Genomic DNA, 21,503 nt, shown 5'->3' with positions numbered 1-21,503 from the left:
CGCCCGCTTCGCTGCGTACCATCGCGACGATGAGCTCCCCATCGTCCGACGTCGCGACCACGCCGGTTTCCTCGGACCCGTCCGTGCCGGTCACCGGCCGGGCGCTGCCGGGCGGCCTGGCCGCCTTCCTGGTCTTCTTCGCAAGCGGCGCCGTTCTGGTGCTGGAGACTGTCGCGCTGCGACTGGTCGGCCCGTACGTCGGGGTGACCCTCCAGGTGACCAGCTCGGTCATCGGCATCGCGCTGGCCGCGATCGCGTACGGGGCGTGGGCCGGCGGCTGGCTCGCCGACCGGCGTGACCCGCGCGGACTGCTGGCGCCCGCGCTGGTGCTGGCCGGCATCGCCACCGCCGTGACCCTGCCCGTGGTGCGCTACGCCGGGGAGGTCCTGCGGGGCGGGGCGGCCAGCGCCATCCTGCTGCTGGTGGCGCTCGCCGTGTTCGTGCCGGCGGCGCTGTTGGCCGCGGTCACCCCGCTGGTGGTCAAGCTCCAACTCGCCGACCTGCGTCGTACCGGTCAGGTGGTCGGCCGGCTCTCCGGCATCGGCACCCTGGGCGGGATCACCGCCACCCTGCTCACCGGGTTCGTGCTGGTCGCCGCCCTGCCCAGCACCGTCATCCTGCTGTCGTTGGCGGTGGCGCTCGGGCTGGCCGGCATCGGCCTGGGGTGGTATCTGCGGCGGCAGGCGGGCACCGACCTGCCCGGTCCGGCCCGTACCCGGGCCGCGCTGGCCGTGCTCGGCCTGCTCGGGGCGGGACTGTCCACCGTCGCGCCGAACCCGTGCGACATCGAGACCGCGTACCACTGCGCCCGGGTCACCACGGACCCGCACCGGCCCAGCGGCCGGACGCTGCTGCTCAACTCGGCCCAGCACTCGTACGTCGACCTGGCCGACCCGAAGCACCTGGAGTACGCGTACACCAAGTGGATCGGCGCGGCCGCCGACGTGGTCGCGCCGGCCGGGCAGCGGTTGGACGCGCTGCACCTGGGCGGCGGCGGGTTCACCGTGCCGACGTACCTGAGCGCCACCCGACCGGGCACCGACAACGTGGTGTTCGAGATCGACGGCGGGCTCGTCGAGCTGGGCGAGCGGGAACTGGGCGTACGCCCGGGGCCGGGCCTGCGGACGGTGGTGGGCGACGCCCGGATGCTCGTCGCCGGCGAACCGGCGGACAGCCGCGACCTGGTCGTCGGCGACGCGTTCGGCCACCTGGTGGTGCCCTGGCACCTGTCGACCCGGGAGATGGCCGCCGAGATCCGGCGGGTGACCCGCCCCGGCGGCGTGTACGTGCAGAACGTCATCGACTACCCGCCACTGCGGTTCATCCGCGCCGAACTGGCCACGGTGGCCGCCGAGTTCACGCACGTCGCGTTGATCGCCCCACCGGAGGCGCTCGCCGAGGAACGGGGCAGCAACTTCCTCATCGTCGGCTCCGACGCGCCACTGCCGCTGGCCGCCGTCCGCGCCCGCCTCGACGAGGTCGACCGGAGCGTCAGTCTGCTCTCCGGCACGGATCTCACGGATTTCGTCGGCGAGGCGATGGTGCTGACCGACGACTACGCCCCGGTGGACCAACTGCTGGCGACCGCCTGAACGGGTGATATTCCTGACCGATTCCGATCCTTCAGGTGTAGCCCGTTCTCCTGCGGGCAACATCGGCCACCATGGGCGGTGGGGACCGGAACGGTGCGCAACTCCTCGATGAGCGGTACCGGCTCATCGAGCAGCTCGGCGCGGGCGGCATGTCCGTGGTCTGGCGCGGTTACGACGAGGTGCTGGGTCGCCAGGTCGCGGTGAAGGTGCTGGCCTCGCGGCTGGCCAGCGACCGGGCCTTCCGGCACCGGATCCGCGTCGAGGCGCAGGCCGCCGCGCGGCTCTGCCACCCCAACATCACCAACGTGTACGACTACGGCGAGTCCCACCAGGTCGGCCTCACCGTGCCGTACGTGGTGATGGAGCTTGTCGACGGCGGTTCGCTGGCCGGCCGACTGGGTCGGGAGATGCGGCTGCCGTGGCGGGAGGCGGTGACCATCGGCGCGGAGGTCAGCTCGGCGCTGGCCACCGCGCACGCTCGTGGGGTCGTGCACCGCGACGTCACCCCGGGCAACGTCATGCTCACCTCGACCGGGGTGAAGGTGGTCGACTTCGGTATCTCCGCGCTGGTCGGGGAGAGCGAGAAGGGGCCGGACGGCGCGCTCCTCGGCACGCCCGCCTACCTCGCGCCGGAGCGGCTGGACAACGGCCAGGTCTCCCCGGCCACCGACGTGTACGCCGTGGGGCTGCTGCTCTACCGGATGCTCACCGGCCGGCTGCCGTGGGAGGCGAACACGACCACGCAGATGCTGCGTGCGCACATGTACAGCGACCCGGACCCGATGCCGGCGGTGCCCGGGCTGCCCGACGCGGTGACCGACCTGGTGCGGCGCTGCCTGGCCAAGCGCCCCGCCGACCGGCCGAGCACCGCCGAGCTGGCCCGCACCCTGGCCGAGGCGGCCGGCATGCTGGCGGCGGTGCCGGTGTCACCGGCCGGCGGTCCGCTGGATCCCGCCGCGCTGGCCAACGCCGGCACCACGATCCTGCCCTGGTCGGCCGAGACGGACGCGCTGCCGCTGTCGCGTACCCGGCGCAGCCGCGACCGACGGGTGAGCCGGCGGCGGCGGGTGGAGGCCGGGGTGGCAGCCGTCGGGCTCATCGCGGTCACCGGGGCGATGTGGGGCTTCACCTCCCGCAGCCCGGCCAGCGGCGAGGACCGGCCCACCACCGAGGCGCGGATGGGCCTGCCCGAGCCGGCGCCCTGCGAGGTGGCGTACGCGCTGCGCACCGACTCCGGCAAGGACTTCACCGCCGAGCTGACCCTGACCAACACCGGTGACCACGAGCTGCGGGACTGGACGATGAACTTCACGTTCCCCGGGCAGCAGACGGTGACGAAGGCGGAGCCCGCCCCGGTGCAGCAGCAGGGCGGCACTGTGCAGATCCGACCCGCGGCACAGCGGACGACTCTGGCGCCGGGCGCGGCCGAGAAGCTCACCCTCGCCGGGACGTACAGCGGGGCCAATCCGCTGCCGGTGGAGTTCCGGCTCGGTGACGCCACCTGCGGCGTACGCGTCTCCGGGGTGGCCGGGACGACCCCGTCCACGGCCCCGCCGGCCAAGCCGGCCCCGACGAAGGCGCCGACCAGGAAGACGACGAAGACCACCACGAAGGTCGCTCCCAAGGCGCCGGCGCCGAAAGCACCGCAGAAGGAGAAGGCGAAGCCGCCGAAGCCCGCGACCGCGAAGGGGCCGGGTGGTCCGGGAAAAGGGTGAAGGTGCCTAAGGGGCACGCTCGTCACCCGCGGTGAGGCGTCAGCGTCGCCCCGCGAACCGCTGCACCTGGTCGATCCCACCCTCCACGACCAGCACCCCGCCCTGCGGCAGTTCGGTGTCGTCCGAGGCGTACCGGAAGCGTTCACCCGGCACCTTCGCGCCGATCACCCGGACCCCGTAGCGCTCCTCCGGGCGCAGGTCGAGCAGGGTGCGACCGGCCAGCGACTGCGGCACGCGGACGGTGGCGATCGCGAAGTCGTCGTCGAACTCGATGAAGTCGAGCAGCCGGCTGACGATCAGGTGGGCCACCCGGTCCCCGGTCTCGGCCTCCGGAAAGATCACGTGGTGCGCGCCCACCGACGACAGGATCTTGGCGTGCTTCTGCGAGGTGGCGCGGGCCCAGATCTGCGGCAGACCCAGCTCGACCAGCGCCAGCACGGTGAGCACGCTCGCCTCCACCGAGGCCCCGATGGCCACCACGGCCCGGTCGAAGCTGGTGACGCCGAGCTGCCGCAGGGCGCCCTCCTCGGTCGCGTCCGCCTGGACCACCCGGTCAAGTTGGGTCGAGAAGCGCTGCACCTGATCCGGGTCGCGGTCGATGGCCAGCACCTCACGGTCCATCCGGGTGAGAGCGCCAGCCAGGTGGCACCCGAACCGGCCCAGCCCGATCACCACGATGCCGCTGCCGTCCGATCGTCTCGCCGACACCTCGACCCTCCTTCTCGTCAGCCGACAATTGGTTGTTCCTGGGGATAGCGGTAGAGCCTGCGGCGGGTGTTCAGCGCGATCGCCGACCCGAGGGTGAGCGGCCCGACCCGGCCGATGAACATCAGCACCGTCAACACCACCTGGCCGCTGGCCGGCAGCTCGCTGGCCAGGCCGATGGTCAGCCCGGTGGTGCTGAACGCGGAGGTGACCTCGAACAGGGCGGCGATGAACCGCACGCCCTCGGTGAGCAGCAACAGCAGCATCGTTCCGGCGGTGACCAGCGCGACGCTGATCAGGGCCACGGTGACGGCCTGCCGCTGACTGGCGGTGGCCACCCGGCGGTGCCCGACCGTCACGTCGGGCTCGCCGCGCAGCTCCGCCCAAATGGTGAACGCCAGCAGGAAGAACGTGGACACCTTGATGCCACCGGCCGTGCTGGCGCTACCGCCGCCGATGAACATCAACACGATCAGCAGCGGGTAGCTCTCCTCCTGCAGGTCCTGGATGTTCAGCACGCTGAAACCACCGGTGCGGCTCAACGCGATCTGGGTGAACGACGCGAGCACCTTGCCCTCGGCGTCGTACAGGCCGATGGTGCTGACGTTGGTCCACTCGGCGGCGAGCAGGCCGGCGACCCCGAGCAGCACCAACGCCACGCTGCCCCAGATGGTCAGCTTGGTGGCCACCGCCCAACGCGCCGGCCGGCGCCACTCGCGTACGGCCTCGAACAGGGCCGGGAACCCGAGCCCGCCGACGATGGCACCGAACGCCAGCGGCAGCGACACCCACGGATCGCGGTCGAACGCCAGCAGCCCGTCCGAGTAGAGCGCGAATCCGCCGTTGTTGAACGCCTGGATGGCATGGAACACGCCGGACCAGAGGGCCCGACCGGGTGTGTAGTCGTACGCCCACCAGAGCCGGCCGGCGACCAGCGCGGTCATCACCGCCTCACACGCGAAGACGGTCACCGCGATCCGGCGCAGCAGCCGGGCCACGTCACCGACCCCGAACTCCGCCGTCTCGGCCTGCACCAGCAGCCGGTTGCGCAGCCCGAGCTGGCGCGAGACGACGAGGATGACAAGCGCCGCGACGGTGAGGATGCCCAGGCCGCCGAGCTGGGTGAGCAGGGTGATCACCACCAGACCCCCGCCGGACCAGTAGTTGGGGGTGTCGGTGACGGCCATGCCGGTGACGGACACCGCCGAGGTGGCGGTGAACAGGGCGGTGACCAGGGGCGGACGTTGGTGCTGGACGGTCGACCAGCGCGTCAGCAGCAGCGCGGTGCCGAGCATGATCGGCACCAGGAACCCCAGCGGCACCAGCCGCACGGGGTTGCGGAGTAACCGGCGCACCAGACAATCTTCCTTTTCCGGGTGGCCGCCCGAGTGGGAACGCCCATTCCGGAGATTCACCTGCCGGCCAGTCATCGACCAACTCCCGGTCAATCGCGGGCGGTCTGCTGTCTGCGACAACCCTCGATGACAGGAGACGGCGTTGCGACGTACCCTCTCGATCTTCGGCGTGGCCGGCGCGCTGCTCGCCGCCGCCGTGGCCGTGCCCACCATGGCCGCCGCCGACCCCTCGACCGGGGCGGACCGCGTTCGAGGCACCGACCGGCCGATCGTCATCGGTCACCGGGGCGCCAGCGGCTACCGTCCGGAGCACACCCTGGAGGCGTACCGGCTGGCGATCCGGATGGGCGCCGACTACGTCGAGCCGGACCTGGTGTCCACCTCCGACGGTGTCCTGGTCGCCCGGCACGAGAACGAGATCTCCGGCACCACCGACGTGTCGACGCACCCGGAGTTCGCCGCCCGCAAGGCGACGAAGACCATCGACGGTGTCGCCGTTACCGGCTGGTTCACCGAGGACTTCACCCTGGCCGAGCTCAAGACGCTGCGGGCCAAGGAGCGGCTGCCGCAGGTCCGCGTGGCGAACACCGCCTTCGACGGCCGCTTCGAGGTACCCACCCTCCAGGAGGTCATCGACCTCGCTCGCACCGAGGGGCGGGCACGGGGCCGCACCATCGGCATCTACCCGGAGACCAAGCACCCGAGCTACTTCACGTCGATCGGCCTGCCGCTGGAGGAGCCGCTGCTCGCGGTGCTGCGGCGGAACAAACTGGACCGGAAGAACTCGCCGGTCTTCATCCAGTCGTTCGAGACGGCCAACCTGCGCCGGCTGAGCCGGATGACCGACGTGAAGCTCGTCCAGCTGCTCGACGCGACAGGCCGCCCGTACGACTTCACCGTCGCCGGCGACACCCGCAGCTACCAGGACCTCGCCACGGCGGCCGGCCTGAAGTGGATCGCCGGCTATGCCGACGGCATCGGGGCGAACAAGAACCTGATCGTGCCCCGCGACGCCGCCGGCAAGCTGCTCGCCCCGACGAACGTGGTGCGCGACGCGCACCGCGAGCGGCTGCTCGTGCACGCCTGGACGTTCCGCGCGGAGAACCAGTTCCTCCCCGTGGACTTCCGGATCGGCACCGACCCGAACGCGCGCGGCGACATCACGTCCGAGTACGAACTCTTCCTCGGCCTGGGTCTGGACGGCGTGTTCAGCGACCACCCGGACACCGCCGTCGCCGCCCGCGCAGGCCTCTGACCCAGTCCGAGCCGCGAGACCACCCGCAAGATCGTGCTGGATCCAGGAAGTAGTGGCCTCGCCGCGCCCCGGAGGCCACTACATCCATGATCGAGCACGATCTCGACGGGGCGAAGCGCGGCACGAGACGGCAACATCAGGGAAATTGCTGTCTCGGGGCCGGCGGAGGCAGCAACATCAGGGAAGTTGCGACGATCTTCGCCTGCTCGACCTTGAGGGGCGGCGGGGCGGCGGCGGTGCCCGCAGCCGGCGGACCACGACGGCCTGCGGCTGACGGCGGATGGCGGATAGCGGATGGTTCGGGGCGACACACCCGTCGATCCATCTGCGGCGCTTGCGGCCATCGGGAGGCCGGCGCGGAGGGTGGTAGTGCGGTCCGCTGTAACCCCGGGCCACCCACTTCCGGTTACTTGTGTGTTTCCGCCACATAGCCCGTGGGTGACGTCACTTCTAGCGTGAGCCGACAACACAGCATCCTGTCCTCACCTGGAGTCGCGATGACGGTCCGGCACACGCGGCGGGCGTTCCTCTCCGCCGCCACGATGATGGCTGCGGCGCTCGCCGCAACGGCCTGCGGTAGCCCGCAGGACACCGCCACCGGCGGCGGCGACAACGCCGCCCCGGTCAAGGTCGGCCTGGTGTACTCCCAGTCGGGAGCCCTGGCCAGCTACGGAAAGCAGTACGTCGAGGGGTTCAAGGCGGGGCTGGACTTCGCCACCAAGGGCACCGGCAAGGTGGGTGACCGGAAGATCGAGCTGACCGAGGTCGACGACGCCGGTGACCCGGCCAAGGCGGTCTCCGCCGCGAAGGACCTGATCGGCAAGGGTACGAAGATCATTGCCGGCTCGACCGCGTCCGGTGTGGCGCTCCAGGTCGCGCCGATCGCGGCGCAGAACAAGGTTCTCTTCATCTCCGGCCCGGCCGCGACCGACGCGGTGACCGGGGCCAACAAGTACACGTTCCGCTCCGGCCGGCAGTCCTACCAGGACGTGGTGACCGCCAAGTCGTTCATCGGCGACCCGGCCGGCAAGAAGGTGGTGGTCTTCGCCCAGGACGGCGCGTTCGGCGACGCCAACGAGGCGGCCGTCAAGGCGGTCATCGGTAGCGCGGGCGCCACCGTGAGCAGCGTCCGGGCCCCGGCCAGCGCCACCGAGTTCACGCCGTTCGCCAGCCAGATCAAGGCCGCCAAGCCGGACCTGCTCTTCGTGGCCTGGGCCGGCACGACCGCACCGGCCATGTGGCAGACGCTCGACCAGCAGGGAGTGCTCTCCTCCACCACTGTCGTCACCGGGCTGGACATCCGGGCCTCCTGGCCGACCTTCGGCGCGGCCGGCGCGAAGATCTCCTTCCTGTCGCACTACTTCGACGGTGCGTCCGACACCGAGGCCAGCAAGGCCCTCAAGGCGAAGGTCAGCACCATCGACCTGTTCCACCCGGACGGCTTCGCCGCCGCCCAGATGGTGGTCCGCGCCGCGCAGGAGGGTGGGGACGACGTCGACAAGATGGTCACCGCGCTGGAGGGCTGGAGCTTCGACGGGGTCAAGGGCAAGATGACCATCCGGGCCGCCGACCACGCGCTGCTCCAGCCGATGTTCCAGGCCAAGCTGACCGGCAGCGGCACTGCCTTCACGGCGACCGCGCAGAAGAGCCTCACCGGTGACGAGACCGCGCCGCCGGCCGTGGCGATGAAGGGCTGAGAAATGCTCGCCACCCGCGGTCTGACCTGGCGGATCGGTGAGGTCGCCATCGTCGACAGCGTCTACCTCGATCTGGCGCCCGGGGAGTTCCTGGGCGTGATCGGGCCGAACGGCGCCGGCAAGACGTCACTGTTCAACCTGATCACCGGCCTGCGCCGGGCCACTGAGGGTCGGATCACCCTGGACGGGCAGGACATCGGTGGGCTTGCGCCGCACCGGCGGGCCCGCCTCGGTCTGGGCCGTACCTTCCAGGCGTCGTCGGTCTTCGGCTCGCTCAGCGTGCGGGAGAACGTCCGGCTCGCCGTGCAGGCGCACCGCGGGGGCTCGATGGCGCTGTGGCGGCGGGCGGCGGCCGACCGGGAGGTCGCCGCCGCCGCCGACGCGGCGCTCGACCGGGTCGGCCTCGCCCACCGGGGTACGGCGCTGGCCGGCACCCTGGCGCACGGCGAGAAGCGCAAGCTGGAGATTGCTCTGCTGCTCGCCGGTGAACCGCGGGTGATGCTGCTCGACGAGCCGATGGCCGGCGTCAGCGCCGAGGACGTGCCCGAACTGGTCGCCGTCATCAAGTCGTTGACCGGGGACAGCGGCCGGGCGGTGCTGATGGTCGAACACCACATGGACGTGATCCTGGAGCTGGCCGACCGGATCGCCGTCATGCACCACGGCGCGCTGCTGGCCTGCGACACCCCGGAGACGGTGATGGCCAACCCCACGGTGCAAGAGGCGTATCTCGGGGAGTCGCTCTGATGGAACCGATTCTCACCGTGGAGGACCTGTCGGTCCGGATCTCCGGGCTGCACATCCTCCAGGGCGTGTCCTTCACCGTCGCCCCGACCGGGGTGACAGTCCTGCTCGGCCGCAACGGGGTCGGCAAGACCACCACGTTGCGCGCGATCGTCGGTCTCACCCCGCCCGCCGGCGAGGTCCGCGGCACGATCCGGATGGGCGCGCAGAGTCTGCTGGCCCGGCCCACGCACCGGCTGGTCCGCGGTGGGCTCGGCTACGTGCCCGAGGACCGCTGCGTGTTCGCCGGCCTCACCGTCGCGGAGAACCTGCGGCTCGCCGAGCGGCGGGGCACCACTCCGGCGTACGACAAGGTCTTCGCGCTCTTTCCGGAGCTGGACCGGCGCGGACGCCAACGGGCGGGTTCGCTCTCCGGCGGGCAGCAGCAGATGCTCGCGATCGGGCGGGTGCTGCTCAACGACAACCGGCTGCTGCTGGTCGACGAGCCGACCAAGGGGTTGGCGCCGAAGGTGGTGACCGAGGTGGCCGAGGTGTTGGAACGGGTCGCGGAGTCGGTGCCGGTGCTGCTCGTGGAGCAGAACCTGGCGGTCGTACGCCGGCTGGCCCGCGACGCGGTGGTGCTCTCCGCCGGCCGGGTCGCCTGGACCGGCAACGCGCAGGACCTGCTGCTGGAGACCGCGCTGACGAAGTCGCTGCTGGGTGTGGGCGCGGAGGTCAGGGCATGAGCACGGTGATCCTGTTGACGTTGACCGGGCTGGGCCTGGCGGCGCTGTACTTCCTGGTCGCGTCCGGCCTGTCCCTGGTCTTCGGCCTGGCCGACGTGCTCAACTTCGCGCACGGGCTGTTCCTGGGCGTCGGCGCGTACGGCACCTGGTGGGCGGCGGGCAACCTGCCGGGCGCCGGCCCGGACGGGTTCGGCTTCGTGTTCGCTGTCGCCTTCGGGGTGGCCGCCGGCACACTGGTGGCGATCCTGGTCGAGCTGGTGCTGATCCGCCCGCTCTACTCGCGCACCATCGAGCAGGTGCTGGTCACCGTCGGGCTGTCGCTGGCCGGGGTGGCGCTGCTCCAGGCCACCTGGGGTGCGGACGCCCGACCGTTCCCGCGCCCCGACTGGACCCGGCAGGTGACCGGGATCCTCGGCGCGCAGGTGCCCAACGGTGGCCTGCTGCTGATCGTCGCGGCGGTGCTGGTGCTCGGCGCGATCCTGGCGTTCCTGCGCTGGACCCGCTATGGCCTGGTGATCCGGGCCGGAGTGGAGAACCGGGAGATGGTCACCGCGCTCGGCATCGACGTGCGCAAGGCGTTCACCCTGGTCTTCGCGATCGGCGGGGCCGCTGCCGCGCTCGCCGGCGCGCTCGGCGGCGTCTACTTCGGCACCGTCTCGCCCGGACAGGGCGGCTCGCTGCTGATCTTCGCGTTCATCGTGGTGGTGATCGGCGGGATGGGCTCGGTGGTCGGCTCCGCGTACGCGGCGGTCGTGGTCGGGCTGGTGCAGCAGTTCGTCAACTACTACGGCACGTCCGGGCTGGGCGACATCTGCGTGGTCGGCCTGCTGGCCGTGGTGCTGCTGCTGCGCCCGCAGGGCATCGCCGGAAAGGTGGCAACGGCATGACGGTGATCGACGCGCCTCCCGCGCAGGTACCCGACGAACTGACCCCGCAGCGAGGGCGGTGGCATCGGGTCCGCCCGTTCCTGCCACTGGTCGCGCTTGTCGTGATGGCGATCCTGCCGTACTCGACGATCTCCCTGCCGGGGATCTTCGAGGGGCCGGTCAACTCGCCCGGCACCCTGCAACTGCTCGCCATCTGCCTGATCTTCGGCGGGCTGGCGGCCGGGTACGACCTGCTCTTCGGCCGGACCGGGATGCTGTCCTTCGGGCACGCGCTGTACTTCGCCGCAGGTGTCTACGGCACCGACATCCTCGTCACCCGGGCCGGACTGCCGCTGTGGCAGGCGGCGCTGCTGACCGTCACCGGCGGCACGATCCTCGCGGCGCTGCTCGGCGCTGTGGCGCTGCGGACCGTGGGCATCGCGTTCGCCATGGTCACCCTGGCCTTCGCGCAGGTCGGCGCGATCCTGGTGGCCCGGGACTTCGGTGGGCTGACCGGCGGCGAGGAGGGTCTGCCGCTGGACGTGTCCGGGTTGCCCGCCGGGCTGGTGGGGGTGACCAACACGGTCAACCTGTACTGGTTGGCGTTGGCGTACCTGACCCTTGTGGTGTTCGTCGTGCACCGGGTCAGCGGGTCGCCGACCGGGCGGGTGCTCGCCGGGCTGCGCGACGACGAGCGGCGGATCGGTGTGCTCGGGCTGGACCCGTACCGCTACAAGCTGGTGGCGTTCACCCTGGCCGGCGGGCTGGCCTCGGCGGGTGGGGTGGTCTACGTCCTGATCGTCGGCGGTGCGTCACCGCACATCACGTCCTCCGAGCTGACCCTGTCGCTGCTGGTCATGGTGGTGCTCGGTGGGCCGGGCACCCGGTGGGGGCCGGTGCTCGGCGGCGTCCTCTACATGTACCTGGACCACCGGCTCACCGCGTTCGGCACGAGCGACGCGGTCGACAACCTGCCGGCCGTCCTCAGCCACCCGCTGAGCCAGCCCCTGTTCGTCCTGGGCACGGTCTTCATCCTGGCCGTGTACTTCTTCCCCGGAGGCATGACCAGCCTCGCCCCCCGCCTAACCGCCCTGACCAGATCCCTCCGCCCGTCCCCCCGCCGGTGAACCCACCCCGTTGATCATGAAGTTATTGCCACGACACGCCGTCGCGGGTGGCGATAACTTCATGATCGACGGGGTTCTGCGGATGGGGAGGCAGTCAGGTGGGACAGCGGGTTGCGGTTGTCAGTGGGGGTGGGACCGGGATCGGGGCGGCCGTCGCGGGGGCGCTTGCCCGGGATGGGTACGACGTGCTGATCGTCGGGCGGCGGGTGGACGTGTTGACTGCTGCCGCCGACCGGATCTCCGCCGACTGCGGTCGGCCGGACGCCGTCACCGCCGTGACGGCGGACCTGACCGATCCTGGGCAGCTCGACGCGGTCCTCGCGGCGCTCGGTGACCGGCCGGTCGACGTGGTGGTCAACAACGCGGGCGGTTACCTGGCCGGGGACACCGACACGCTGGCCGGCACCGCCGCGCACTGGCGGGCCAACCTCGACGCCAACGTGCTCACCGCAGTGCTGCTGACCGAGGCGCTGCGGCCGGCGCTGCGTCGGCCCGGCGGTCGGGTGATCATGGTCAGTTCGATCGCCGCGCAGCGGGGCGGCGCTGACGCGTACGCGGCGGCGAAGGCGGCCCTGCACGGTTGGGCGTACACCCTGGCGGCGCAGCTCGGCCCGGAGCAGATCACGGTCAACGTGGTGAGCCCCGGCTACGTCGCCGAGACCGAGTTCTTCGGCGACCGGATGACACCCGAGGGGTACGCGAAGCGGGTCGCGGAGACCCTCGTCAAGCGTCCCGGACTGCCGGACGACATCGCCGAGGCGGTCCGCTATCTCGCCAGCCCGGCTGCCGGCTACGTGACCGGCCAGGTCCTCGGCGTCAACGGCGGCTCGGTCCTCGGCCGCTGAGCACGCCACGCCGATCCGCAGCGCACCGAGCACGCCACCGTCCGCGCACGACGACAGGGCGGCGGCCCCCCGTGTGGCCGCCGCCCTCTGTGTCGTTGATCAGCCGTTCAGCAGCTCGTACGCCCCCGCCGGCGCCTTCGTGGCGGCGGCGCCGGTCGGCGCGCTGATCTTCGGCGCGCTGCCGTAGTCGGCGTACTTCACGACGTAGTCGTACGCCTTCGCCTTGCCGGCTGCCGGCATCTTCAACGTCAGCGAGGCCAGGTGCTTGTCCGCGCCGACGACAGCGGTGAACGGCACCTTCTTGGCGGCCTCCCCGAGGGCCGCCGCCTCGCCCTCCTCCAGCGCCTTCGCCGCCTCCGTGTCGCTCACGTCGATGAACCCGGCGTACTGACCGGGGCTCTTCTCCTCGACCGAGGTGGCGGCCTGGATCAGCGGACCGGCGTTGCCCTGGTCCACGCCGTCGTACGTCGGGATGCTCGCGGCGTCGGTCAGCTTCGTGGGGTCGAGCTTCATCCACTTGTCGGGGAACTTCGGCAGTCCGGGACGGCCGCTGAACTTCGCCTTCACCCAGTTCTGGTCCTCGATCACCAGGAACGACATCTTCACCACGATGCCGTCGTCGGGCGGCATGACCATGTTGAGTTCGAATGCCTTCGCCGCCGGGTCGATCCGGCCGTCGATAGTGCTCGACGCGTCCTTGCCGCTGAACCGGAACGCCCCCTCGGTGCCGTCCGGGACGGCGTCGAGGAGCGCCTCCTTCGGGCTGACGCTCGGGCTGGCGGACGGGCTGCTCGGTGGCGCCGCGGCCGGTTCGCTCTTCGACCCGCAACCCGCGAGCAGGGTGGTCGAGGCCAGCACGGCGGCGGCCGTGAAGACCGTCCGTCGGATGGTGCCGGCGGTGCCCGTTGCCTGTGTCATCGCACTTCTCTTTCTCGCTGCCTGGCTTCTGCCGACGACGATGCTGCCGGCCGGCACGGCGGTTCGGCTGCCGATATGCTGCCGTCCGGCTGCCGGGCACTGCCGTCCGGCTGTCCCGGGGGTGTCAGGAGCGGAAACTCGCATGTCAGGCCAACTGCGTTTCGAGATTCTCGGGCCTCAGCGGGCCTGGTACGCCGACCGGGAGATCGACCTCGGTCCGGGCAAGCAGCGCGCGGTGCTCGCCGTACTGCTGCTCTCCGCCGGTCGCCCGGTGTCCACGGGGCAGATCGTCGACGCGGTCTGGCCGGAGGAGCCACCCGCGAACGGCCCCAACGTCGTGCAGAAGTACGTGGCCGGACTGCGTCGGGTGCTGGAACCGGACCGGTCGCCGCGCACGCCGGGACAGGTGCTCAGCCTGACCGACGCCGGCTATCTGCTGCGGGTGAACCCCGAGGCGGTGGACGCGGTCCGCTTCGAACGGGGCGTGCAGGCGGCCCGGCAGCGGCATGCGGCCGGGAGTACCGAGCAGGCGCTGAGTGAGCTGGCCACCGCCCTGGACCTGTGGCAGGGGGAGCCGTTCACCGGCTTCACCGGACCGATCTTCGAGGCGGCCCGGCAGCGGCTGGTGGAGTTGCGGGCCGTCGCGTTGGAGACCCGGGCTGAGCTGACGCTGGACCTCGGCCGGCACCGCGAGACGGTCGGCGAGCTGGTGGAGCTGGTGGCCGAGTTCCCGGTCCGGGAACGGCTGCGACACCAGCTCATGCTCGCGCTCTATCGCAGCGGGCGGCAGGCGGAGGCGCTCGCCGCCTACCGGGAGTTCGGCGACCTGCTCCGCGAGGAGTACGGCATCGAGCCGGGCGAGGTGTTGCAGGAACTCCACCGGCGCATCCTGCGCTCCGATCCGACCCTGGCGGTGGCGAAGCCCTCCACCGAACCGGAGACACCGCCGCCGGTGGCCGCCACGGCGCCCGAACCGGAGACACCGCGGCCGGTGGCCGCTACGGCGCCCGACCCGGAGACACCGCGGCCGGTGGTCGCACCCGCCGGTCTCATCCCCACCCAACCGGGACCGGCGGCGCCGGCCGTCGTGTCAGCGCCGCCCCCGTTCTCGCCGCCGCCGCCCCTGCCGCCGCCTCCGTACTCGCCGCCTCCGGCGAGCGGCACGAAACCTCCGCGGCGGCAGGCGCCGCGCTGGGCGAGCAGGACCGTCACGATCCTCGGTACGGTGCTCGTCCTGCTCTCGTTCGGTTGCCTGACCTGGCTGGTGATCCTGGCCTACGCGGGTTGGCGCCGGAGCTGGCGCCTCGCGGTCGCGGGCGTGGGCTACCTCGCGCTGCTCGTCGTCGAGGTGACGATGCTCGACATCGAGAATCCGGACGCCGAGGTGCCCGGGCCGGAGGCGGTGACCTTCCTCGGCCTGGCCCTCGTCACCTGGCTCGCCGGGGCGGTGCATGTGGTCCTGCTCAGCCGTGGACTCTGGGAGGCGATCACCGGCAGACCGGACAGCGCCCGGGGTCGCGCCGACGAGGAGCGGCGCATCCGGCGGGAGCACGCCCGCTACCTGCTCTACCACTACCCGGCCGCCCGGGCCGAGCTGGGACTTGGCCGGCCCGACCTGCCCGGCACCTTCGACGACGGTGGACTGGTCGACGTCAACGCGGTCCCGGAGCAGGTGCTCACGGCCCTGCCCGGCCTGACGAGCGAGCAGGGCCGGCAGATCGTGGTGGACCGCTGGCTGCGCGGCCCGTACGCCTCGATGGAAGAGCTCGCGGCGCGCTGCCTGCTGCCTCCGAGTGCGACCGAGCCCCTGCGCGACCTGTTGCTCTTCCTGCCCCCGGCGTCCCGACCCGACGAGGCGCGAACGCGCGGATCGTGACCGGCGCCTCCCGCGCGGCCCGGGGTTCTGACGGACGGCGCTGGTAGAAATGCCGGATGGGCGACGAACGGGCGGCGGTACGGGAGCGGGCCGAGGCGGTGCTGCGCCGGCTGGCCGGTGAGCACGCCCGACTGCGCGAGGATCAGTGGCGGGCCATCGAGGCGTTGGTCGTCGACCGGCGGCGGGTGCTCTGCGTGCAGCGCACCGGTTGGGGCAAGTCCGCCGTCTACTTCGTGGCCACCGCCCTGCTGCGCGACAGTGGGCAGGGCGACCAGGCCGGCCCCACCGTCATAGTGTCGCCGCTGCTGGCGCTCATGCGCAACCAGGTGGAGGCCGCCGCGCGGGCCGGCATCCGGGCTCGCACGATCAACTCGGCCAACCTCGACGAGTGGGACGAGATCACCGCCGAGATCCAGGCCGGTGCCGTGGATGTGCTGCTGATCAGCCCGGAGCGGCTCAACAACCCGGACTTCCGCGACGGCGTGCTGCCGAAGCTGGCCGCGACCACCGGGCTGCTGGTGGTCGACGAGGCGCACTGCGTCTCCGACTGGGGGCACGACTTCCGGCCGGACTACCGGCGGCTGCGCACCTTCCTCGCCAACCTGCCGGAGCGCACGCCCGTGCTGGCCACCACCGCCACCGCCAACGCCCGGGTCACCCAGGACGTGGCCGAGCAGTTGGGTGACGCGCTCGTCCTGCGCGGCACGCTGGACCGCGAGTCGCTGCGGCTCGGCGTCCTCGACCTGCCCAGCCCGTCGCACCGGCTGGCCTGGCTCGCCGACCACCTGGACGAGCTGCCCGGGTCCGGCATCGTCTACACGCTCACCGTCGCGGCAGCGGGGGAGACGGCCGAGTTCCTGCGCTCCCGGGGCTATCCGGTCGCCTCGTACAGCGGGCAGTCCGACGACGCCGACCGGCGGGCCGCCGAACAGGACCTGCTCGACAACAAGATCAAGGCGTTGGTCGCCACCAGCGCCCTCGGCATGGGCTTCGACAAGCCCGACCTGGGCTTCGTCGTCCACCTCGGCGCACCACCCTCGCCGATCGCGTACTACCAGCAGGTCGGCCGCGCCGGCCGCGCCGTCGAGCACGCCGAGGTGCTGTTGCTGCCCGGCGTCGAGGACGCCGCGATCTGGCGCTACTTCGCCTCGTTGGCGTTCCCGCCCGAGCAGCAGGTCCGGGCCGTGCTGGCCGCCCTGCACACCGACCGTCCGCTCTCCACCCAGGCCCTCGAACCCCTCGTCGACCTGCGCCGGACCCGCCTGGAGTTGATGCTCAAGGTCCTCGACGTGGACGGCGCGGTCCGCCGGGTGCGCGGTGGCTGGCTCGCCACCGGCGAGCCGTGGGTCTATGACGAGGCCCGGTTGCGCCGCGTCGCCGAGGCGCGCACCGTCGAGCAACAGGCCATGCGGGAGTACGCGACCACGTCCGACTGCCGAATGCGGTATCTACGGGAACGCCTGGACGACACCGAGGCGACCGACTGCGGCCGGTGCGACAGGTGCGCCGACCCGCTCTTCGCCGCCGACGTGTCGACGGCGGCGCTCGCCGCAGCGCAGACCTTCCTGGGTCGCCCCGGCGTGGAGATCGCCCCGAAGAAGCTCTGGCCGACCGGGCTGGACGCGGTGGGCGTACCGCTCAAGGGCCGGATCGCCCCCGCGGAGCAGGCGCTGCCCGGCCGTGCCGTCGGGCGCCTCTCCGACCTGGGCTGGGGTGGCCGGCTGCGGGAGTTGGTCGGCCCGGAGGCGCCCGACGTGCCGGTGCCCGACGACGTCGCCGGCGCTGTGGTCGAGGTGCTCAAGGCGTGGGCGCACGGCGACGACCCGTGGCCCCGCCGCCCGGTGGGCGTGGTCGCGGTGGGCTCCCGCCGGCGGCCCCGGCTGGTCGGCTCGCTGGCCGAGCGGATCGCCGCCGTGGGCCGGCTGCCACTGCTCGGCGCGGTCACCCCGACCGGTCCGGACGGCCCCGGCGGGCCGCGTGGCAACAGCGCCCAGCGGGTACGCGCCCTGCACGACGCCTTCGCCGTGCCGGCCGACCTGGCCGACGCCCTGGCCGCGCTGGAGGGGCCGGTGCTGCTCGTCGACGACCTGGTCGACTCCGGTTGGACGATGACCATGGTGACCCGCGCGCTGCGGCGGGCCGGTGCTCCCGACGTGCTCCCGCTCGCTCTGGCCGTGGCCGGCTGAGCCGCCGTTCGCGATCGCGGAGGTCCGTGGACGGCTGCGGGGCGGAAAGTTCCCGGGCCGCGCGGATTGCGACGGTCGCCACGCCGCCCCGGCGTCGGCCAGGGCTGGCCGGGCGCGGCGGTACGGTGGCGGCATGACCGATCAGCAGCACGTGACCCGCGCGTACGCCGTCACCGGCATGACCTGCGAGCACTGCGTGCGTGCGGTCACCGACGAGCTGTCGGCGCTGCCCGGTGTGCGGCAGGTCCAGGTCGACCTGGCCTCCGGCACCGCCACGGTGACCAGCGACAGCCCGCTGCCCGACGAGTCGGTGCGGGCGGCCGTCGACGAGGCCGGTTACGTGCTGGACGCTGGCGGTGCCTGAGCAGGCCCCCGCCGCGCCGGACCGGAGCACGGTCCGGCTGGCGCTCGTGGTCGGCGGGCTGGTGCTCGCCGTGCTGCTCGGGTTCGGCCTCGGTCGCATGAACGGCACCGCCACCACCGGCGGCGGCAGCCCCGCGGCGCTGACCGCCGACCACACCCACCCGCCGGGCACCGGGGCCCACGACCACGGGTCCATGACCGGCGCCGACCAGGGCGCGGCCGCCGAGCCCGGCGGTCTGTCGGTCAGCTCGGCCGGATACACGCTCGTCCCGCTGGCCACCGAGTTTCCGGCCGGCCGCCCCGGGCAGCTGCGCTTTCAGGTGCGCGACGTGCAACGCCGCCCGGTCACCCGCTTCGCCGTCGTGCACGACAAGCCGATGCACCTCATCGTGGTCCGTCGGGACCTGACGGGCTACCAGCACCTGCACCCGACCATGGCGGCGGACGGCACCTGGACGGTGCCGGTGACCCTCGCGCAGCCCGGCGTCTGGCGGGCGTATGCCGACTTCACCGTGGTTGCCGACAACGGCGGCCAGAGCGCGCTGACCCTCGGCGTGGACCTGGTCGTGCCGGGCACGTACGAGCCGCGTCCGCTGCCCGCCCCGGCGACCTCGACGACTGTGGACGGGTTCACCGTCGTCTACCAGGGCAGCCCGCAGGTCGGTGTCACGGTGCCGCTGACCTTCCGGATCGACGGTGTGGACGGCGACGCGGTGCTGGAGCGCTACCTCGGGGCGTACGGTCACCTGGTGGCGCTGCGCGAGGGCGACCTGGGCTACCTGCACGTGCACCCCGAACCGGAGCTGGCCGACGGCCAGGTGAAGTTCTGGCTGACCACCCCGGGCCCGGGCCGCTACCGCCTCTACCTCGACTTCCAGGTAGCCGACAAGGTCCACACCGCCGAGTTCACCGTAACGGTCCCCTGACCCCGGCCCGCGCCCCGGCCCGCGCCCCCCGGCCCCCACCCGGCCCGCCCACCCGGGTTGATCATGAAGTTATTGCCACTCGCGCGGGCGTGTCGCGGCAATAACTTCATGATCAACCCGTGGTTGGGGTTGGGGTTGGGGTTAGCCGGCTCGGCGGGTTGGGCGGCGGGCCAGGTAGCGGAGGAGGTCGCGGATGTGGTGCTTCTCCTCGGCTGGGACGGTGGGATCGGCCAGGCGATCGAGGATGGCCCGGACGTCGGCCTCGACCGGGCCGTCATCGCTGCGGCGCCGCGGCGCCGACCCCGCGTCCGGCAGCCCGAGCGCGCGGAACGCGGCAGCCACCGGCAGATCCAGTGCGGCGCAGAAGCCGCGCACCTTGGCCAACTCGGGGTAATCCTGCCAGTCACCGGCGAGCCAACGGAACACGGTGGAACGGCCCACGCCCGTGTGCGAGGCAAGATCGGTCACTGTCCATCCGCGCTCGTCGCGAGCGTCGTCGATGGCACGCCGGACGAAGCGGGCGAACGCCATCTGCGGTGACACGTCTGCGGAACCCATCCGGTATGTCTTTCCCTCCCGGCCGAGCACTGGGAAGATGCGCCTTCCGAGCGTAGTACGCCCGGGACCGGAAACCACTGACTGACCGCACAAACTGTCCCACCGATGAGACTCCGCGTCGGGCAGTATTCGTGCCGGCACCCAGCGATCATCGTCGCTCTTCCACTAAGCTCGGTGCCCGTCCCGGCACGGCGCATGCGCGCGTGCCGCCGATCGCCCGGACCACCGCCGAGGAGCACCATGGCCGAATCGAGCCGTCCGCTGCCGTACCAGCCCGGTGCGGTGAGCCTCTTCTTCGTCGCCAAGGCCGGCGTCTTCGCCGCCGGGTTCTGGATCTGGCTGCTGGTCCTGGTGCTCCGCACCAACGCGGCGACCGGTCTCGACGTGCTGGCCGCCACCGGCGCGATCACCACCACGCTGGCCGCGGTGGTGCTGGGTGCCCGGATGGCGCTGCAACGCAACGCCGCCATCCGGCACGCCGAGACGAAGAAGCTGCTCGTCGACATCTCCTGGAACGCGTTCACGGCCGCCGGCAACGCCGAGAGTTCGGGAAAGGTGGTGCCCTTCCCGAGCAGCGCCGGTGAGGACGACCGCTCGGCCCTGCGCCACAGCGGGGACCGGGTGTCGGTCTTCGACCGCTCCGGCGGGCGAGATCGCGGCAACGGCGACCGCCGACGCTGAGACCGGGTCAACGGCGACCGCCGACGCTGAGATCGCGGCAACGGCGGTCGCCGACGCTGAGACCGGACCGGCGGCGACCGCAGGCGCCGGCGCGGCGGTGACTGTGTCGGCGTACCGCCGGCCAGGCGTCGGGTCCCCTAGACGGCGGGCGGTTCGTCGGCGGCGAGCAGGGTCTCCAGCCGGGGTGTGACCCGCCACTGGTCGACGAGTTCGCGGTATTCCGCCGCTCGGGGGTCGCCGCTGCCGCTACGACGGGCTCGGATCAGCAGGTTGCGGGGCGTGTGCTGGGAGTCGACGAACTCGACCACCTCGGCCCGGTACCCGTGCACCCGCAACAGCCCCGCGCGCAGCGCATCGGTGAGCACGTCGGCGAAGCGTTCGCGCAGGATGCCCTGCCGGGTCAGCAGCTCGTACGGTGCGGGGGTCGGCTGGGCGCGTAGCTGCTTGGCCAGGTCGTGGTGACAGCACGGCGCGGCGAGCACCCAGCGGGCCTCCCAGCGCACCGCGCGGGCCAGCGCCTCGTCGGTGGCGGTGTCGCAGGCGTGCAGCGCCAGCACCAGATCCGGGGCGGGGTCGACAACGGCCTCGGCGATCGTGCCCGCGACGAAGCTGACCTTGTCGGCCCAGCCCAGTCGTTGCGCCAGCTCGGTGTTACGCCGTCGCTGGTCCTCCCGGACGTCCACGCCGATCAGCTCGACGTCGAGACCACGGTTGGCGAGGTAGCGGTACGCGGCGAAGGTCAGGTAGGCGTTGCCACAGCCCAGATCGACCACCCGCAGCGGGCCGGTCAGATCGGCGGGCAGGGTCGCGGCCAGGGCGCGCAGGAACGCGTCGACCTGGCGGCGCTTGGCCGCCGAGCCGCCGATCTCCGCGAAGATCTCATCGCCCGGATCGAGCAGGTACTCCTTGGCCCGGTCGTTGCCACTCGGCGTCGCCGCCGGTCGCGTCGCCGCGGCCCGGTGCACCTGCGCCTCACCGGACTTGGTCACCCGCAGTTGGAGGGTCGCGTCGGCCGTCTCCACGTGCCAGTTGCCGAAGGGCTCGGCCAGGAGTTCGTCGACCGCTACGGCGGCCTCGGGACCGGGGGCGACGTTGCGGGTGTGCGGGCGCGCGCCGTCGGACGTGGCGATCTGCAACCGCGGGCCGGCCTTGAGCGTCACCGGACGCAGTTCGGCCCGCACGACAGTGGGTCGGTGTCCCCGACGGCGCCCGGCGGCCACCGCACGGGTCAGCGCGGGGTCGAGCAGCAGTGCACGAACCTCGGTCAGGGCGGCATCCAGTGGTTCCGGCATCGTTCCATCTTCGGCAGGTGGGGTGGGAAGGCGACATCCCCCGTACCGCGCTGAGGCGGTGCCGGGGGATGTCGGGT

At 72.2% G+C, this 21,503-nt stretch carries 19 protein-coding genes; 14 read left to right on the top strand and 5 right to left on the bottom strand.

What is annotated here, in order from left to right; all coding sequences use genetic code 11:
* The first annotated feature begins 29 nt into the window (after window positions 1–29).
* Together AB0B97_RS17570 and AB0B97_RS17565 are read left to right on the top strand one after the other, a co-directional pair.
* Window positions 30–1,592: a fused MFS/spermidine synthase gene (locus tag AB0B97_RS17570; RefSeq protein WP_357494604.1), complete on the top strand. Its 1,563-nt coding sequence runs from the start codon at window positions 30–32 to the stop codon at window positions 1,590–1,592.
* Between the two features lie 71 nt (window positions 1,593–1,663).
* The gene (locus AB0B97_RS17565; RefSeq protein ID WP_357494602.1) at window positions 1,664–3,307 is read left to right on the top strand and encodes a serine/threonine-protein kinase; all 1,644 of its coding nucleotides are present in this window, start codon (window positions 1,664–1,666) and stop codon (window positions 3,305–3,307) included.
* Between the two features lie 39 nt (window positions 3,308–3,346).
* Here the strand turns inward: AB0B97_RS17565 and AB0B97_RS17560 are convergent, their stop codons facing one another.
* Window positions 3,347–4,015: a TrkA family potassium uptake protein gene (locus tag AB0B97_RS17560; RefSeq protein WP_357494600.1), complete on the bottom strand. Its 669-nt coding sequence runs from the start codon at window positions 4,013–4,015 to the stop codon at window positions 3,347–3,349.
* A gap of 17 nt (window positions 4,016–4,032) precedes the next feature.
* The gene (locus AB0B97_RS17555; RefSeq protein WP_357494598.1) at window positions 4,033–5,367 is read right to left on the bottom strand and encodes a potassium transporter TrkG; all 1,335 of its coding nucleotides are present in this window, start codon (window positions 5,365–5,367) and stop codon (window positions 4,033–4,035) included.
* A gap of 142 nt (window positions 5,368–5,509) precedes the next feature.
* Here AB0B97_RS17555 and AB0B97_RS17550 point away from each other — a divergent pair, with 142 nt between their 5' ends.
* The 7 genes from AB0B97_RS17550 to AB0B97_RS17520 all read left to right on the top strand — a co-directional run bounded on the left by AB0B97_RS17550 (window position 5,510) and on the right by AB0B97_RS17520 (window position 12,626).
* On the top strand, window positions 5,510–6,622 hold the full coding sequence (locus AB0B97_RS17550; protein WP_357494596.1) for a glycerophosphodiester phosphodiesterase: 1,113 nt from the start codon (window positions 5,510–5,512) through the stop codon (window positions 6,620–6,622).
* Between the two features lie 497 nt (window positions 6,623–7,119).
* Window positions 7,120–8,319 carry a substrate-binding domain-containing protein gene (locus AB0B97_RS17545; protein WP_234582424.1) on the top strand — a complete coding sequence of 400 codons (1,200 nt, stop codon included), beginning with the start codon at window positions 7,120–7,122 and terminating at the stop codon, window positions 8,317–8,319.
* Between the two features lie 3 nt (window positions 8,320–8,322).
* On the top strand, window positions 8,323–9,066 hold the full coding sequence (locus AB0B97_RS17540) for an ABC transporter ATP-binding protein (RefSeq protein WP_139586386.1): 744 nt from the start codon (window positions 8,323–8,325) through the stop codon (window positions 9,064–9,066).
* Entirely contained in the window at window positions 9,066–9,788 is a 723-nt protein-coding gene (locus AB0B97_RS17535) for an ABC transporter ATP-binding protein (protein ID WP_234582437.1), read from the top strand. Before AB0B97_RS17540 ends, AB0B97_RS17535 begins: the two co-directional genes overlap by 1 nt.
* Complete coding sequence (locus AB0B97_RS17530) at window positions 9,785–10,675, top strand: branched-chain amino acid ABC transporter permease (RefSeq protein ID WP_234582425.1); 891 nt, start codon at window positions 9,785–9,787, stop codon at window positions 10,673–10,675. Before AB0B97_RS17535 ends, AB0B97_RS17530 begins: the two co-directional genes overlap by 4 nt.
* Window positions 10,672–11,781, top strand: a complete 1,110-nt coding sequence (locus AB0B97_RS17525; protein ID WP_357494593.1) for a branched-chain amino acid ABC transporter permease — start codon at window positions 10,672–10,674, stop codon at window positions 11,779–11,781. Before AB0B97_RS17530 ends, AB0B97_RS17525 begins: the two co-directional genes overlap by 4 nt.
* Before the next feature lie 98 nt (window positions 11,782–11,879).
* Window positions 11,880–12,626, top strand: coding sequence for an SDR family oxidoreductase (locus tag AB0B97_RS17520; protein ID WP_357494591.1), 747 nt, complete (start codon window positions 11,880–11,882; stop codon window positions 12,624–12,626).
* Between the two features lie 99 nt (window positions 12,627–12,725).
* Here the strand turns inward: AB0B97_RS17520 and AB0B97_RS17515 are convergent, their stop codons facing one another.
* Window positions 12,726–13,544 (bottom strand): hypothetical protein, encoded by an 819-nt coding sequence (locus AB0B97_RS17515; RefSeq protein WP_357494589.1) that lies wholly within the window; start codon window positions 13,542–13,544, stop codon window positions 12,726–12,728.
* 142 nt (window positions 13,545–13,686) lie between these two features.
* On the opposite strand from AB0B97_RS17515, the gene AB0B97_RS17510 reads away from it, so the two are divergent.
* The 4 genes from AB0B97_RS17510 to AB0B97_RS17495 all read left to right on the top strand — a co-directional run bounded on the left by AB0B97_RS17510 (window position 13,687) and on the right by AB0B97_RS17495 (window position 18,895).
* Complete coding sequence (locus AB0B97_RS17510; protein WP_357494587.1) at window positions 13,687–15,420, top strand: BTAD domain-containing putative transcriptional regulator; 1,734 nt, start codon at window positions 13,687–13,689, stop codon at window positions 15,418–15,420.
* A gap of 56 nt (window positions 15,421–15,476) precedes the next feature.
* Window positions 15,477–17,606: a DEAD/DEAH box helicase gene (locus AB0B97_RS17505; RefSeq protein WP_357494585.1), complete on the top strand. Its 2,130-nt coding sequence runs from the start codon at window positions 15,477–15,479 to the stop codon at window positions 17,604–17,606.
* Window positions 17,607–17,739: 133 nt separating this feature from the next.
* Complete coding sequence (locus AB0B97_RS17500) at window positions 17,740–17,970, top strand: heavy metal-associated domain-containing protein (RefSeq protein WP_234591564.1); 231 nt, start codon at window positions 17,740–17,742, stop codon at window positions 17,968–17,970.
* Window positions 17,963–18,895 carry a hypothetical protein gene (locus AB0B97_RS17495; protein WP_357494583.1) on the top strand — a complete coding sequence of 311 codons (933 nt, stop codon included), beginning with the start codon at window positions 17,963–17,965 and terminating at the stop codon, window positions 18,893–18,895. Before AB0B97_RS17500 ends, AB0B97_RS17495 begins: the two co-directional genes overlap by 8 nt.
* Window positions 18,896–19,036: 141 nt before the next feature.
* On the opposite strand, the gene AB0B97_RS17490 is transcribed toward AB0B97_RS17495, so the two are convergent.
* Complete coding sequence (locus tag AB0B97_RS17490) at window positions 19,037–19,453, bottom strand: helix-turn-helix domain-containing protein (protein WP_357494581.1); 417 nt, start codon at window positions 19,451–19,453, stop codon at window positions 19,037–19,039.
* Between the two features lie 240 nt (window positions 19,454–19,693).
* Between AB0B97_RS17490 and AB0B97_RS17485 the strand changes: the two genes are divergently transcribed.
* Window positions 19,694–20,134, top strand: coding sequence for a hypothetical protein (locus AB0B97_RS17485; protein WP_234591561.1), 441 nt, complete (start codon window positions 19,694–19,696; stop codon window positions 20,132–20,134).
* Window positions 20,135–20,271: 137 nt separating this feature from the next.
* On the opposite strand, the gene AB0B97_RS17480 is transcribed toward AB0B97_RS17485, so the two are convergent.
* Window positions 20,272–21,426, bottom strand: a complete 1,155-nt coding sequence (locus AB0B97_RS17480; protein WP_357494579.1) for an SAM-dependent methyltransferase — start codon at window positions 21,424–21,426, stop codon at window positions 20,272–20,274.
* Window positions 21,427–21,503: the final 77 nt, after the last annotated feature.

It is taken from the genome of Micromonospora sp. NPDC049004, assembly GCF_040649315.1.
Taxonomy (GTDB): Bacteria; Actinomycetota; Actinomycetes; order Mycobacteriales; family Micromonosporaceae; genus Micromonospora.
This window is presented reverse-complemented; position numbering and strand designations above follow the sequence as displayed.

Bases quoted from the DNA above. Each gene is read 5' to 3' on its own strand.
- AB0B97_RS17570 (WP_357494604.1), top strand. From the start codon at position 30: ATGAGCTCCCCATCGTCCGACGTCGCGACCACGCCGGTTTCCTCGGAC.
- AB0B97_RS17565 (WP_357494602.1), top strand. From the start codon at position 1,664: ATGGGCGGTGGGGACCGGAACGGTGCGCAACTCCTCGATGAGCGGTAC.
- AB0B97_RS17545 (WP_234582424.1), top strand. From the start codon at position 7,120: ATGACGGTCCGGCACACGCGGCGGGCGTTCCTCTCCGCCGCCACGATG.
- AB0B97_RS17540 (WP_139586386.1), top strand. From the start codon at position 8,323: ATGCTCGCCACCCGCGGTCTGACCTGGCGGATCGGTGAGGTCGCCATC.
- AB0B97_RS17535 (WP_234582437.1), top strand. From the start codon at position 9,066: ATGGAACCGATTCTCACCGTGGAGGACCTGTCGGTCCGGATCTCCGGG.
- AB0B97_RS17530 (WP_234582425.1), top strand. From the start codon at position 9,785: ATGAGCACGGTGATCCTGTTGACGTTGACCGGGCTGGGCCTGGCGGCG.
- AB0B97_RS17525 (WP_357494593.1), top strand. From the start codon at position 10,672: ATGACGGTGATCGACGCGCCTCCCGCGCAGGTACCCGACGAACTGACC.
- AB0B97_RS17515 (WP_357494589.1), bottom strand. From the start codon at position 13,544: ATGACACAGGCAACGGGCACCGCCGGCACCATCCGACGGACGGTCTTC.
- AB0B97_RS17510 (WP_357494587.1), top strand. From the start codon at position 13,687: ATGTCAGGCCAACTGCGTTTCGAGATTCTCGGGCCTCAGCGGGCCTGG.
- AB0B97_RS17505 (WP_357494585.1), top strand. From the start codon at position 15,477: ATGGGCGACGAACGGGCGGCGGTACGGGAGCGGGCCGAGGCGGTGCTG.
- AB0B97_RS17500 (WP_234591564.1), top strand. From the start codon at position 17,740: ATGACCGATCAGCAGCACGTGACCCGCGCGTACGCCGTCACCGGCATG.
- AB0B97_RS17490 (WP_357494581.1), bottom strand. From the start codon at position 19,453: ATGGGTTCCGCAGACGTGTCACCGCAGATGGCGTTCGCCCGCTTCGTC.
- AB0B97_RS17485 (WP_234591561.1), top strand. From the start codon at position 19,694: ATGGCCGAATCGAGCCGTCCGCTGCCGTACCAGCCCGGTGCGGTGAGC.
- AB0B97_RS17480 (WP_357494579.1), bottom strand. From the start codon at position 21,426: ATGCCGGAACCACTGGATGCCGCCCTGACCGAGGTTCGTGCACTGCTG.